Source organism: bacterium, assembly GCA_040753085.1.
Classification (GTDB): Bacteria; UBA9089; JASEGY01; order JASEGY01; family JASEGY01; genus JASEGY01.
The window spans coordinates 1-13,119 of record JBFMHI010000068.1 but is presented as its reverse complement, the minus strand read 5'-3'; the positions used below and the strand labels follow the sequence as shown (position 1 = coordinate 13,119).

The 13,119-nt window shown below is 45.7% G+C and carries 20 protein-coding genes; 14 read left to right on the top strand and 6 right to left on the bottom strand.

What is annotated here, in order from left to right:
- Positions 1-100 precede the first annotated feature (100 nt).
- The 11 genes from AB1797_08385 (at position 101) to rfbD (ending at position 5,474) form a co-directional block, all read left to right on the top strand.
- Positions 101-361: an AbrB/MazE/SpoVT family DNA-binding domain-containing protein gene (locus AB1797_08385; protein ID MEW5767626.1), complete on the top strand. Its 261-nt coding sequence runs from the start codon at positions 101-103 to the stop codon at positions 359-361.
- Entirely contained in the window at positions 349-678 is a 330-nt protein-coding gene (locus tag AB1797_08380; protein ID MEW5767625.1) for a type II toxin-antitoxin system PemK/MazF family toxin, read from the top strand. Before AB1797_08385 ends, AB1797_08380 begins: the two co-directional genes overlap by 13 nt.
- Before the next feature lie 115 nt (positions 679-793).
- A complete protein-coding gene (locus AB1797_08375) occupies positions 794-1,057 on the top strand; it encodes a hypothetical protein (protein MEW5767624.1) in 264 nt (87 codons plus the stop codon).
- The gene (locus AB1797_08370; protein ID MEW5767623.1) at positions 1,054-1,326 is read left to right on the top strand and encodes a type II toxin-antitoxin system YafQ family toxin; all 273 of its coding nucleotides are present in this window, start codon (positions 1,054-1,056) and stop codon (positions 1,324-1,326) included. Before AB1797_08375 ends, AB1797_08370 begins: the two co-directional genes overlap by 4 nt.
- A 559-nt stretch (positions 1,327-1,885) precedes the next feature.
- Positions 1,886-2,206: a type II toxin-antitoxin system RelE/ParE family toxin gene (locus AB1797_08365; GenBank protein ID MEW5767622.1), complete on the top strand. Its 321-nt coding sequence runs from the start codon at positions 1,886-1,888 to the stop codon at positions 2,204-2,206.
- A complete protein-coding gene (locus AB1797_08360; GenBank protein ID MEW5767621.1) occupies positions 2,203-2,487 on the top strand; it encodes a helix-turn-helix transcriptional regulator in 285 nt (94 codons plus the stop codon). Before AB1797_08365 ends, AB1797_08360 begins: the two co-directional genes overlap by 4 nt.
- Positions 2,488-2,996: 509 nt before the next feature.
- Entirely contained in the window at positions 2,997-3,320 is a 324-nt protein-coding gene (locus tag AB1797_08355; protein MEW5767620.1) for a CopG family antitoxin, read from the top strand.
- Between the two features lie 96 nt (positions 3,321-3,416).
- Complete coding sequence (locus AB1797_08350; GenBank protein ID MEW5767619.1) at positions 3,417-3,881, top strand: hypothetical protein; 465 nt, start codon at positions 3,417-3,419, stop codon at positions 3,879-3,881.
- Positions 3,865-4,173: an ATP-binding protein gene (locus tag AB1797_08345; protein MEW5767618.1), complete on the top strand. Its 309-nt coding sequence runs from the start codon at positions 3,865-3,867 to the stop codon at positions 4,171-4,173. Before AB1797_08350 ends, AB1797_08345 begins: the two co-directional genes overlap by 17 nt.
- 47 nt (positions 4,174-4,220) lie before the next feature.
- Positions 4,221-4,574, top strand: coding sequence for a restriction endonuclease (locus AB1797_08340; protein ID MEW5767617.1), 354 nt, complete (start codon positions 4,221-4,223; stop codon positions 4,572-4,574).
- A 9-nt stretch (positions 4,575-4,583) separates the two neighbouring features.
- A complete protein-coding gene (rfbD, locus tag AB1797_08335; protein ID MEW5767616.1) occupies positions 4,584-5,474 on the top strand; it encodes a dTDP-4-dehydrorhamnose reductase in 891 nt (296 codons plus the stop codon).
- On the opposite strand, the gene AB1797_08330 is transcribed toward rfbD, so the two are convergent.
- Together AB1797_08330 and rfbB are read right to left on the bottom strand one after the other, a co-directional pair.
- Positions 5,427-6,263, bottom strand: coding sequence for an ABC transporter permease (locus tag AB1797_08330; GenBank protein ID MEW5767615.1), 837 nt, complete (start codon positions 6,261-6,263; stop codon positions 5,427-5,429). The two genes, rfbD and AB1797_08330, sit on opposite strands and share 48 nt — an antisense overlap.
- Before the next feature lie 73 nt (positions 6,264-6,336).
- Positions 6,337-7,389, bottom strand: a complete 1,053-nt coding sequence (gene rfbB, locus AB1797_08325) for a dTDP-glucose 4,6-dehydratase (protein ID MEW5767614.1) — start codon at positions 7,387-7,389, stop codon at positions 6,337-6,339.
- A gap of 85 nt (positions 7,390-7,474) precedes the next feature.
- Between rfbB and AB1797_08320 the strand changes: the two genes are divergently transcribed.
- Positions 7,475-7,849 (top strand): hypothetical protein, encoded by a 375-nt coding sequence (locus AB1797_08320; GenBank protein ID MEW5767613.1) that lies wholly within the window; start codon positions 7,475-7,477, stop codon positions 7,847-7,849.
- Between the two features lie 112 nt (positions 7,850-7,961).
- On the opposite strand, the gene AB1797_08315 is transcribed toward AB1797_08320, so the two are convergent.
- A complete protein-coding gene (locus AB1797_08315) occupies positions 7,962-9,026 on the bottom strand; it encodes a glucose-1-phosphate thymidylyltransferase (protein MEW5767612.1) in 1,065 nt (354 codons plus the stop codon).
- Between the two features lie 32 nt (positions 9,027-9,058).
- A complete protein-coding gene (gpmI, locus tag AB1797_08310; protein MEW5767611.1) occupies positions 9,059-10,624 on the bottom strand; it encodes a 2,3-bisphosphoglycerate-independent phosphoglycerate mutase in 1,566 nt (521 codons plus the stop codon).
- A gap of 428 nt (positions 10,625-11,052) precedes the next feature.
- Between gpmI and AB1797_08305 the strand changes: the two genes are divergently transcribed.
- Both AB1797_08305 and AB1797_08300 read left to right on the top strand, forming a co-directional pair.
- Entirely contained in the window at positions 11,053-11,436 is a 384-nt protein-coding gene (locus AB1797_08305; protein MEW5767610.1) for a PIN domain-containing protein, read from the top strand.
- Entirely contained in the window at positions 11,433-11,654 is a 222-nt protein-coding gene (locus tag AB1797_08300) for a hypothetical protein (GenBank protein ID MEW5767609.1), read from the top strand. The genes AB1797_08305 and AB1797_08300 overlap by 4 nt, the downstream gene beginning before the upstream one ends.
- On the opposite strand, the gene AB1797_08295 is transcribed toward AB1797_08300, so the two are convergent.
- Positions 11,637-11,759 (bottom strand): hypothetical protein, encoded by a 123-nt coding sequence (locus AB1797_08295; protein ID MEW5767608.1) that lies wholly within the window; start codon positions 11,757-11,759, stop codon positions 11,637-11,639. The genes AB1797_08300 and AB1797_08295 overlap by 18 nt on opposite strands.
- A gap of 292 nt (positions 11,760-12,051) precedes the next feature.
- Positions 12,052-12,708: a hypothetical protein gene (locus AB1797_08290; GenBank protein MEW5767607.1), complete on the bottom strand. Its 657-nt coding sequence runs from the start codon at positions 12,706-12,708 to the stop codon at positions 12,052-12,054.
- Positions 12,709-13,119: the final 411 nt, after the last annotated feature.

The window sequence follows — 13,119 nt, the reverse complement described above, 5'->3', positions numbered from 1 at the left end:
CCAGACTTCAAACTGCTTGCCATATAAGGAGTTTGAGATGAGCTCTAAAGTTTCGAGCAACCTTTAAGTATAATTACAGGCGAGTAACCCGAGGTGCCCCATGAGTACAGTCCTGAAAGCTCGGATAATCAAGATCGGCAATTCGCATGGTGTTCGTATCCCGAAAGTCTGGGTAGAGCAACTCGACTTGGGTGAGGAAGTTGAGATGGCCGTTGAGTCGGACCAGATTGTGATTCGACCCACTCATCACCCTCGCGACAACTGGGAGCAACAGTTCAGCGAGATGGCTGCTCAGGGAGATGATCAACTCCTAGATCAACCCACGCCGACGCGTTGGGATCAGGATGAGTGGGAATGGTAGCCAAGCGTTTTGAAGTCTATCTCATCAATCTCGACCCGACGGTCGGCAGCGAAATCAAGAAAACGCGACCTTGTCTCGTCGTCTCGCCCGATGAGATGAATCGTCACATCAATACAATCATCATTGCCCCGATGACGACGAGGGGCCGCGTGTACCCGACTCGCGTGCCGTGCCGCTTTCAAGGTAAAGAGGGGCAGGTGGTCTTGGATCAATTACGAACGGTGGATAAAACGCGGTTGGTCAAGCTGCTTGGACGGATTAGCCCCGCGACGCAAAAGGCGGTATTAGAAGTGCTGGCTGAGATGTTTGCGGAGTAATCCGTGCGCCTAACAAGCGATGCAGCAGACAAGCCCCGAGGTAAACAAGTTTGCCTCCGGGCTTGCTCCTGATCCGCAGCGCGTTAGGCATTGAAAAAAGGGGGGAAATGCAAAGATGTTGACATCAAAAAAACAATCAGAAAAATCTCAATCTGTGACAATCAGTATGGCAGAGGCGTTTTATCGGGTATTTCGTGCATTGCCGAAAAAAGACCGACTGACCGTCGCACGATATATTCTGGAAGATGAAGATATTCGACGTAGTTTTGACAAGCTTGAAGTCCCGAATGAAACGACTTTGAAAGCATTTGCCGAAGACAAATCCGCTATGCCTGTATTTCATTCCGTCGAAGAATTACGAAAGGATTTGTTATCTTGAAGCTGACTATTCGGAGAACAACTCAGTTCAAACGAGACATCAAACGACTTTTACGAAGTGGGAAAGATATTGAGAAGTTACTGAGTATTGTTGAGGAACTTGCAGAAGGACGGAAATTACCTTCTGAATCCCATGACCATCCCCTCAGTGGCAAATATAAGAATAAGCGTGATTGTCATATCGAACCTGATTGGATTCTGATTTACGCGATAGAGGATGATGAACTTGTTCTTTATCGTACAGGAAGTCATCCTCAACTTTTCAGATAATATTATACCTGAGCTTAACAAGTCACTGAAGCTGACGTCAAAACCGCGTGCGTGAATTTTAGATTTGAGCGTTTAGTAGGTTCTGATTGTTAATTTAACATTTGGTTTGTTTTGGATGGGCGGTTTTGACGCAGCTTAGCTCTATCGTTAGCTTGCGACACGATGTCGCAAAATTGAGTGTACTCAGGTAAGACCTGGAATACCCGGCATGTTCCTGCCGGTTCCTACGCAGGCGTGCTACCGTTGCGCTGATGACGGGGTGCGAAGCCCTGCGGATAATGTACCGAATTGGGTTCAAATGGCAACAGGAGAACCCCTCGGAGAATCCTCCTCCGTTAAGGGCTAGGGACGGATGATATGGTGATAATTGAATGTCTGTAAGCGTCGTCAACGAGGACGTACCTACGAGGATTAATAGGTATAAGGCCTCTGCCCAGAGTCAGTGGTTATGGTCAGGATGCAGGTCTGCTAACTGCCTGCACGGAATTGTAGAACCTCCGGCGTACAGGACGCACCTGAGTCATCCAAAGGATCAACTTTGAGGAACGTAGTAACCCCTATGAAGCCTCTTAGATTTTTAGGATCGAGTCTGGACGATCTGCGGAATTTCCCGGATGAAGCGCGCCGGGCGGTAGGCTTCGAACTCCGGGCAGTTCAAAACGGACTCGAACCAAGTGATTGGAAACCAATGCCGATGATCGGCCCAGGCGTTAAAGAAATCCGTATCCACGTATTGAGCGAGTGGCGAGTAGTCTATGTCGCTAAGTTTCGCGATGCGGTTTATGTGCTTCACACATTTCAAAAGAAGACCCGCAAAACGAGCCGGCACGATATTGATTTAGCTTGCCAGCGTTACAGACAGATGGGAGGTAACTTATGAGCGAAGCCGTTGTTCATTCTTCTGGAAACGTATTCATTGATCTCGGGTATCGTCCGGATGAGGCCGCAATTTTTCAGATGCGAGCCGATCTTATGGCCGATCTCCGGAAGTTCATCAAAGCAAAAAAGCTAACGCAGGCCGAGGCCGCGGAGATCCTGGGCGTCAGTCAATCCAGGGTTTCAGACTTGATCAGAGGTAAATGGGAAAGATTTAGCCTCGAAATGCTTATCACCCTCGCAACAAGAGCTGGCATGCATGTCACCCTCAAAAAAGCGGCATAGAGAAGGGGTAACAAGCCAATCAAGGCGACGGGAATAGCTCCGGGCTTCTTTTTGGAGTCAGTGCCCCCCGCGCCTTATCTCTATCGTTATAGTGCGATACGATGTCGCACAGTTGAGTGTACTCAGGTAAGACCTGGAATACCCGGCATGTTCCTGCCGGTTCCTACGCAGGCGTGCTACCGTTGCGCTGATGACGGGGTGCGAAGCCCTGCGGACAATGTACCGAATTAAAGGTGGGCTATGTACATTGACAAGTTAGAGTGGGACGACTATCGCATTGAACATATTGCTCGGCATGATGTTCAGCCTCGTGAAGTATGGGAAGTGTGCGAAGATTCGTTGCATCTGGCCCATCGTGAGGGACGTAATCGTTATCGCTTATACGGTCAGACCGTGGAAGGTCGTTACCTATTCGTCGTATTAGAGCAAGTCAAGAGCACAGTGTACAAGCCTATCACGACCCGAGATATGACTGACAACGAAAAGCGAAACTACAGGAGGCTAATAAAATGAAGATGAAAAAGTTACAAATACCAGAATTCAAGACTTACGAAGAGGAAGCAGTCTTCTGGGACAATCTGGATAGCGCTGATTTCATGGAAGATGATGGAGAATGGTTTCGATTTGAGACGCCTAACAAACGCGCGATTCGTATTGCGATTCTACCAGAGGTTGCGGACGAACTCATACGACGAGCCCATACCCAAAGGGTGTCGGTTGAGACGCTAGTGAATTTCTTACTAGTTGAGCACATACGTGAATCCGGCGTCGTAAGGGTAAATAAGGATCGAGACGAACACAAGCCTAACCATGCGCTGGAGCGGACGGCGTGAACGCCGCCGCTCAGCGCCGACGATCAATGTAAAGGGAAATTTTATATTCGTTCTTCTAATCGTTGCAGAGAAGCAAGCAGAGAGGAGATTCTTAGATTGTTTCAAAGTTCCGAAGGTCTTTATTACGATGAGTTATCCATCCAAAGCGCTAATTTAGAGGATATTGATTTAGAATTGTTTAAATCTTTTCTGAAATCCTATTATGATATTTCGGAGATAGATGAACAAGAGGTATTATCATACCTTAAAAATTTGCATTTAACTAATAAAGGTATGGCTCCCACAATCACGGGTCTTTTATTTTTCGGTAAGAAACCTCAATACTTCATAAGTGAAGCACGAATTGTAGATGCTTACATAAAAGAAGATGATATTGCGATAGTTCCTTTGGATAAGAAGGATATTAATGACATCATTCCTAAAATGATAGAAGATACGGAGCGATTCTTTAAAATTTATCTCAAAGAAAAACACATCATAAAGGATTTTGAACCGGAAACAAGGTTTGAACTACCTATGTCTGCCTTGAGAGAAGCGGTAGTCAATGCCATTGCACCGTGATTATACCATTAATGCGCCCATAAGGATTATAATTTTTACGGATAGGATAGAAATTCATAGCCCGGGCAGATTGCCCAATACAGTAACTATCGAAAGCATGAAAGTAGGTGGTTCTCATGTATTGAGAAACCCTCATATTTATAACATGCTTGCCAAAATCCGCATGGTAACAGATTTAGGCAGCGGGGTAAGAAGAATGATAAGACTGGTAAAAGATTACATTGGGCTCGATGTTGAACTAATAGCTAATGAAAATGAATTGGTGGTAATAATCCCAAGACAAAGAGAATAGTATGAAACTCTATCGTTGCTTTCTAAGTATCGAACGTTTAAGGCTAAATATGCCGATCTGATGGGGCAGGTAGTGGAATCGGAGTCAAAGGCGGCACTCGTCAGTATCAGATCGACATTATGGGTTCTCTGGTCAAAGGAGAAGGAACATTTGCCTGGATTGTAGAATGTAAGTATTGGGATAAAAAGATAGGCAAGGATATAATAACTAAGTTTGAAGAGGCGGCTCAAGTAGCCATAGAGAGCTATAAGATTGATTATCCGACTAAATGGATCTTCAGTAAAAGCGGTTTTACCCGGGAGGCCAAGCGAGAGATGGAGAGACGGGGGATGCTCTATTCGGATATAGATCAGGTAAATGATCTTCTGAATCTCTTTGGGATAGAAAAACTAAGGGTGTGAGGTCGCACGATGCGAATTGTGGTTACCGGCGCTGGTGGGATGCTCGGACATGACCTGGTGGAAGAACTACAGGTCGGACATGAGGCGCTGCCTTTTGGTCGAGTTGATCTGGATGTAACTGATTTTGAGGCGACGGGGAGAAAAATTAAGGCCGCCCGGCCAGAGGTCATTATTCATGCCGCGGCCTATACCGATGTTGATGGGGCAGAGACTAATCCAGAACAGGCTTACCAAATAAATGCCCTCGGGACTCAGAATGTTGTCTTAGCTGCTCAGAAGATAAAGGCCCTGGTAGTTTATATTAGCACTGATTATGTCTTTGATGGGCAAAAAAAGAGTCCCTATCATGAATTTGATCCCCCAAATCCCCAGGGGGTCTATGCCAGATCAAAACTGGCGGGCGAGTGGTATGTTCAAGCCCTTCTGGATAGATTCGTTATCGTTCGCACCTCATGGTTATTTGGCCGGACCGGCAAGAATTTTGTCCGGACTATCCTGAAGCAGGCTCGAGAAGGCGGCGTTCTCAAGGTAGTTTGCGATCAGGTGGGCAGTCCCACCTATACTAAAGACCTGGCCAGAGAGATAGCCAGGCTCATTCCTACTCACCGCTACGGGATCTATCATATTACTAACCAGGGGGCCTGTTCCTGGTATGAATTTGCGGCTAAAATCCTGGAATTTTCCGGAATCCGCCGTGAGTTGATTCCTATTACTACTCAGGAACTGGCTCGTCCGGCCCCAAGGCCGGCCTATTCGGTTCTGGCCAATCTTTGTTTGGAATTAACCATTGGCCGCAGGATGCCCTGCTGGGAAGAAGCCCTGCAAGAATATCTTCACCATTCACCGATTACCTTACCTCAAACGGGGATCGAGGATATCCCTCAACCCATCCCCCAGTAGATTAAAGCCGATAACCACCAGGGCAAGGGCACTCCCGGGGAAAAGGCTTATCCAGGGGGCTGCCCTCAGAAAATCGGCGCCTGAGCTGACCATAGATCCCCAGGTGGGGGTGGGAGGTTGAGCGCCCAGCCCCAAAAAACTCAAGGAGGCTTCCGTAAGGATGAAGCCGGCGATACGAAGGCTGGCAGCTACCACCACCAGCGGGAGAACATTGGGCAGCAGATGAGATACGATCACCTTGATCCTGGAACAGCCGACCGCTTCAGCCGCCTGGATATAAGGTTGTTCCTTGAGAGAAAGGACGAGGCCTCGAATAAGTCTGGCAAATTCGGCCCAACCGACTAAGGCCAGCACGATAAAAAGCGTTACTAGACTCGGACCAACCACCGTCATTATCCCAATAGCTAAAAGAAGTCCGGGAAAGGCCAGCACACAGTCAACCAGCCTCATAATCAACCGGTCAGACCAACCGCCCAAATATCCGGCCCAGAGGCCGAAGATGAGACCGATTAAGGTGGCCAGGGAAGTAGCGATAAGCCCTACCGCTAAAGAGATACGCGCCCCATAAAGCAATCGGGACAGCACATCCCGTCCCAGGTTGTCCGTTCCACAAAGGTAATCAACTCCCGGTGGCGTGAGCCTCTCCTCCAGTCGGATGGCCAAGGGATCATAGGGGGCAAGCAGTGGTCCAAAGAAGGCCGCCAGCACAAAGATAAAAACAAGCCCGCCTCCCCACTTCACATTCCCCTTCTTTTTTATCTTGAGCCAAATCTCTCGCCAGGTAAACATAGGGCGGCCTCCGGCCGCAGCCAAATAATCCTCGATGCTCGAGCATCGAGCATCCAGCATCGAGAATCCAGCCTCATTTTCTGATGGCTATTCCATACACCTTCTGGTAATAATCCAGATACTCTCCGGTAACAACCCTCTCCAGCCAGCCCTGATGACTAAGATACCACTCGATGGTCTTATTCAGCCCTTCTTCCAGATTATATCTGGGAATCCAATTAAGCGCGGTTCGGACCTTTGAGCTATCTAACCCGTATCTAAAATCGTGGGCCTTGCCCCGCGGGTCTTTTATAAATTCTATCAAAGATTCCGGTTTATTCAGCTTCTTCAAAATAAGCTTGACTATCTCCAGATTCTCCCTTTCACAATCTGCTCCAATATTATAAACTTCTCCGACCCGGCCATTTCTTAAAATCAGGTCAATGGCCCGGCAGTTATCTTCCACATAAAGCCAGTCCCTAATATTCTTCCCCTGGCCATATACCGGTAATTTTATGTTATTTAAGGCATTGCGAATCATCAAAGGTATCAGCTTTTCCGGAAACTGGTAGGGGCCATAGTTGTTAGAGCTTCGGGTGATAATTACCGGTAAATCATAAGTGTTGTAATAGGTGGAGCCAAGCATATCAGCCGCGGCTTTACTGGCGGCGTAAGGACTATTGGGCCTAAGCGGAGAATCTTCTCTAAAAAGCCCCTCTTGGCCCAGGCTTCCATAGACCTCATCGGTTGAAACTTGGAGAAATCTTTTCACTCCATAATAGCGGGCAGCCTCTAAAAGAACCTGGGTCCCTTTAATATTTGTCTCAATAAAGGGCGCCGCATCCAGGATGCTTCTATCCACGTGAGATTCAGCGGCAAAGTTTACTATCAGGTCAAATCTCTCTTTCTCAAACAGTCGGTTAACCAGCTCTCGATCAGCAATATCTCCTCTGATCAGCCGGTATCCCTGAGCATTCTTAATCTCTTCTAGATTTTCCAGGTTACCGGCATAGGTAAGTTTGTCCAGATTAACTACTATGTCCCCCGGATACGCCTTTAGGATATAGCGGATAAAATTACTCCCAATAAATCCCGCCCCTCCGGTGACTAATACGATTGCGGATTGCGGATTGCGGATTTTTTCCATTGCGGATTTCGGATTTTGGATTTTTCCATTTCGGATTGTAACTATTCAGCCACTAAGGCACAAAGATTACGTAACCGTTCAGCACATGATGCTGGATGCTCGATGCTCGATCCTCGATGCTGGTAAAGGATCCAGTATCCAGGATCGAGCATCGAGCATCGAGTTTGTGCCTTTGTGGCTGAACGGTTACGATTTTTCCATTTCGGATTTCGGATTGGGGATAAATCCGCAATTCGCGATTCGCGATTCGCAATTCGCAATCCGCAATCAGATTATATCTTGGATTTGGATTTCGGATTTCGGATTTTCCCATTTCGGATTTCGGCATCGTTTCAAATCGCTACTTGAGAAGGGAGAGATCGGTTTACACTTTTTGTTCTCCAACCGGAACACAAAAAAGTCCCAAACTGGCTTTCAGAGCGGGAAAAGGCTGTTTATGTTTGCTGCACACATTGCCTAAAATTGCTAAAAGTGTAAAGCTGCTATTTCAGCATTTTGAAACGATGCCCGGATTTCGGATTGGGGATAAATCCGCGATTCGCGATTCGCGATTCGCGATTCGCAATCTCAGATTATATCTTCACCTCGGCATCATCCCCGATCATAAGTCGCAAGGCCCGATGAGCACACTCTTCTCTTATAACCACCGTATTCTTCCCGATGATGCTATCTTCCAATCTCTCTATTTGGCCAATCTTAGCATTATCCAGGATAACAGAATGCTCCAAACCAGCGTTTTCAATGAGGCAGTCATTGCCAATGCTGGTATAGGGACCGATAAAGGAGTCTCTAATAACCGTCCTTTCCCCGATCACCACTGGTCCGCGAATACTGCTCCTTTCAATCTTTGCCCCTTCCGAGAGAAATATCCGGCCTACCATCTTGCTTTCGTGGTCGATGTCACCCTTTATCTCCCGGCTGATCCACTCATCCAGGACCGCACAATTGGCCTCTAATAGATCATCCTTTTTCCCGGTATCCAGCCACCATTTTTTAAGGATAAAACTCTTCACGTTCTTGCCCTTCTCAATGAAGCGCTGGATAGCATCGGTTATTTCCAATTCACCCCTCCAGGAGGGTTCTATCTCATCGATGGCCTGATGAATAGCCTTAGAGAAAAGATATATCCCCACTAATACCAGATTAGACGGCGGTTCTTTAGGCTTTTCTATCAACCGTTTTACCTTTCCCTGCTCATCTACCTCAGCCACTCCAAACATCTGGGGATTATCAACTTCCTTTAAGAGTATCATCGCATCAGGCCCTGTGTCTTGAAACTCGCTTACAAAACCTTTAATCTCCTGACCGATGAGATTGTCGCCCAGATACATCAAGAAAGGCTCTTCTTTCAGGAAAGGCCGGGCTACCTTGACGGCGTGGGCTAAACCTTGAGGTTTGTCCTGAAGGATAAAGGAGAAATTGAAATTCCAAGTATTTGGCGACAGAGACTTCTTTATCTCCTCACCAGTCTCAGGAGAGATAATAATCCCCACCTCTTTGATCCCCACCTTTGAGATTTGATCCATTACATAGTGAAGTATAGGTCGGTTAGCTACCGGAACTAATTGCTTGGCCATCGTATAGGTAAGCGGCCTGAGCCTTGTTCCCTGACCGCCGGCCAGCACTAATGCCTTCATAATTTTATTCTCCTAGTAACCAGTCACTGAAATTATTTCTGAGTGAAGCCTAAGAAAAGGCAATTAGCCGTCATCTCTTTGGGGATATCAAGTAAAAAGAGATTTAAAACAGTAGGCGCGATATCGGACAGCTTGCCTCGTGGGATAAGTTTTTTATCTAAAGAATCTCGGGCCACATAAATGAATTCTACCGGAAAGGTGGTGTGGCTGGTTTTTACCATACCTGTCTCGTAGTCAATCATTTGCTCAGAGTTGCCGTGATCGGCCGTGATAAGTATATGAGCCTCAAGTTCTAAAAGCCTATTAACCAACCTTCCCACACATTCGTCAACAATTTCGATGGCTCTTTTGGCAGCATCAAAATTCCCCGTATGCCCCACCATATCACCATTAGCATAATTGATCAGGATAAAGGCGTAAGGATTTTTTTTAAGGCGATTAAGAAGCGCCTCGGTTACGTGGTAGGCCTCCATTTCCGGATGGCTGGCAAAAGTGGCCGGATCAAAGCGGCTTTTTATCTCTACCTGATCTTCACCAGGATAAGGTGCGGTTACTTTTCCATTAAAGAAGCTAGTTACATGCCTGTATTTTTGGGTTTCGGAGATACGAAGCTGTCTTAAGCCGGCCTTTGAGATTACCTCTCCCAGAAGATTTTCCATCCCCCCGCTCACATTCATCGGCCCAAGCATATACTCCGTGAACTCATCGTAGTAGCGGGTAAGCCCCAGATATGTTACCTCGGGCTTATTCTTAAGACGGCCTGGGTAGTTCGGGTCAACAAAGGCCCTGCTAAGTTGAATGGCCCGGTCTTGCCGATAGTTGGTATGAAGAAGACAATCCCCATCCATTACACCTTCGTAATCGTCCAGGCAATAGGGTGGAATATACTCATCAAACATATCCACATTGTCGGGGGTCTTATCCTTTTGGTATGATTCCTTGACAGCCATTTCCGGGCTTGAAGATTTACGCCCTTCCGCCCCGACAATACAATAATAAGCTGTATCGGTTAAAGCCCAATTCTTTGACCTATCCATGGCGTAATAACGTCCCATCACTGTCCCGATTCTACAATGGCCGACTTCCTGCATTACCTTATGAAGTTTAGCAAGGTATTCCAAACAACTGCGGGGAGGTGTATCCCGGCCATCGAGAAAAGGATGGATTATTATTTCTCCGCCAGGGAATTCACGCCGCGCCCGCCGCATTATCTTGAAAAGGTGCTCCTGATGAGCGTGCACCCCCTCATCTTGCAATAGGCCCAGAAGGTGAAACCGACTTTGGCTGGTCTTCCATTTTTCTATCAGATTCTTCCATTTTTCAACCTCAAAAAGCGAACCATCACGTAAACCATCGTCAATTCTTTTGAGTTCTTGAATGACCACCCGGCCGGCCCCCATGTTAAGGTGTCCTACCTCACTGGAGCCTTGATAACCCTCCGGCAGACCAACGGCTTCACCGGATGTTTCTAAAATAGTCCAGGGATACCTTTCTTTGTAAGCATCAATATTAGGGGTATTAGCCGCCATAACGGCGTTTCCTTTAGGGTTTTCGTTGTAACCCCAACCATCACGAATAATAAGACAGACCGGCCGCATAAGTCTTTCCTTTCTGTTATTTGGGGTAGACTCTAAGAAGTTACATAATTCACCTTATCATAGCTTGAGGTGGGGTGTCAAGGGAAAAAATAGGCACATCTTGAAGATTTTCCAAAGAGATCGGCGAGAGAAAAGAAGGTATCTACCTCCCTAAAAGTTTTCCTCTTTTCCTCAACTTTTCACTTGACTTACTCATTTTTATATACTAAAATTCAACACTACAAGGCTCAAAGCCCTAAAAAAAACATCTGGGGGGCACTTCTATGAGCCTTCTTCAGAATTTACCCTAAGATCAAAATTCTTATCAGCTAATCCTCAGGAGTTGTTTGAACTTATAACATCTTTAATAAAAACAACATGATGATTGTCAATATGAAATATACATTGATACCTGCGGTATTCAGAGACCGTTGGATACAAAAAATCAGATGAGAATCATACTTGAAGCTGACTCAATACTCGGGCTGATAGATTTTTGTAAGGGGAATTGCGCTGATTTGATTACTTCGGATATTCTGAGATATGAAATCAGAAACTGTCAGAACATTATCAGACGGGAATATGCTGAAGATGTCCTTAAAAAAGCCGGAGTGGATGTACCTCTTACAGAAGAAATCAGAAAACGTGCGGTTGAATTGGAAGGATTGGGATTCAGAGGAGTTGACGCTTTGCATTTGGCTTCTGCGGAAGCAGGCAATGCCGATTTCTTTTGTACCTGCGATGACGAAATCGTTAAAAAGGCAAAGTCAAAGAAAGTGTGCAAAATAAAAGCGCTTTTACCGACAGATATAATAAAGGAGATTAACTTATGATTATTGAACAAAGACCCATGTATGAAGTTATAAGCGACGCTATACATATTCTGACATCTCAATTAGGTACTGCAAACACAGTGAGATTCATCAACTATTTTTCTGTAGGTTTCGGAAATTATACTGAAGAACGCAAAAAATTTTTCGATAAATATACAGTTGATGATATTGTCAAAGAGATAGAGGAATATAAAAAAATCTCAAAGAAAAATGCCTAACCCGGCAGTGGAGCGGGCGGCGGGATAAAGGCCGCCGCCGCTCACCTTGGTCGTTGGGGTGCGATTGGCCAGAGGCTCGTCCAGAACTTCTTGATTTGTAACCATTCACCTCACCACGGAGATACAGAGACACTGAGAAAAATCTAAAGGACAAGTCTCTTAATTCCGTCTCTCAAAACAGGGCCTAAATGCCTATGAACTTCTATTGTTGCCCCAATTATTTGCTCTGTAACTGCTTTTTCTAAAATCATTCTCCGTGTCTCCGTGTCTCCGTGGTGACCGGTTACAAAGTTACATAATTCACCTTATCATAGCTTGAGGTGGGATGTCAAGGGAAAAATAGGCACATTTTGAAGATTTTCCAAAGAGATCGGCGAGAGGAAAGAAGGTATCTACTTTAAGAATAAAGACTGAGGGCAGGCAGACAGAACTTGTTTCGGACGGCCTTTTTAATTAAAAATGAGCGTGTTTCTTCATAAGCTTCTTTGGACATCCTTAACTCTTCAGCCCGAAGTTGATCCCTAAGACTTGATTCTATCTTTTTTCTCTCGGATTCATCCAATTGCGTAAATAACTTGCTTAGCGTTTGTTGATCAATTTCGGCAAGTTCCTTCTCGACTTGATCGAAATCCTTTATCCGATTTCTCTCAATCTTAAACCTCAATCGATTTAGTTTCTGGCAGGTTTGTTTCAGCAGACTTCGCAGGTGGGCCTTTTCTGACTTGTCTATTAAAACCAGCAGCTTTCTTTTTAGGCTATCGATCTTTCTGGGGATGAAATCTTCTTCCTCTTCTTTTACCTTCACTGACCCAACTTTACTTTCCCGATACTCATCCCATACCCGAAGTATTTCCGGCTGACAGTAAGATAGGCCGGTAATCCTTCGAGCTCCATCCTTAAGATTCTCAAAGGTTCTTTTTATGCCTTTTAAAACTACTTCCAGGGGAAGCCCTTTTTCCTGCCAGCCCTTGATTAACATCAAGTCGTTAGGAGAAAGGATTAACCCCCGTCCCTTTTGTTTGACAAAGTAATCTTCTACCTCTTTAAGATACATTATAAGATAGAGATTTGAGATAGAGAAACAAAGGCGAGGTTCATCGTTTCGGGACATCTGGTTGTCTGGTATCTGATAGTCTGGTTGTCTGGTAGGCGGAACACCAGGCCACCAGGCACTAGGCTACCAGACACCCGCTTGACAGAATGCTATTCGTAAATGGCCGAAACGATGAACCAGGCCGAAACAAACAACGCTATTTCGTATCTACTCAAAATCAAGTTAAAAAAGTAAGCTCATTACAGATTATAGTGCTATGGGTTAAGTTTCATCTCCTTTTGTACCGGGTGTGGCTACTTTTCATGCAGCCATTTTCCATTCGTAAGTCCCGTAAAGACGTTTCTGTTCCTCTCTGATATGGAAATCCCAATACTTGTCCATATCATCGCTGAGGTTGATAGCGCGAAGCTT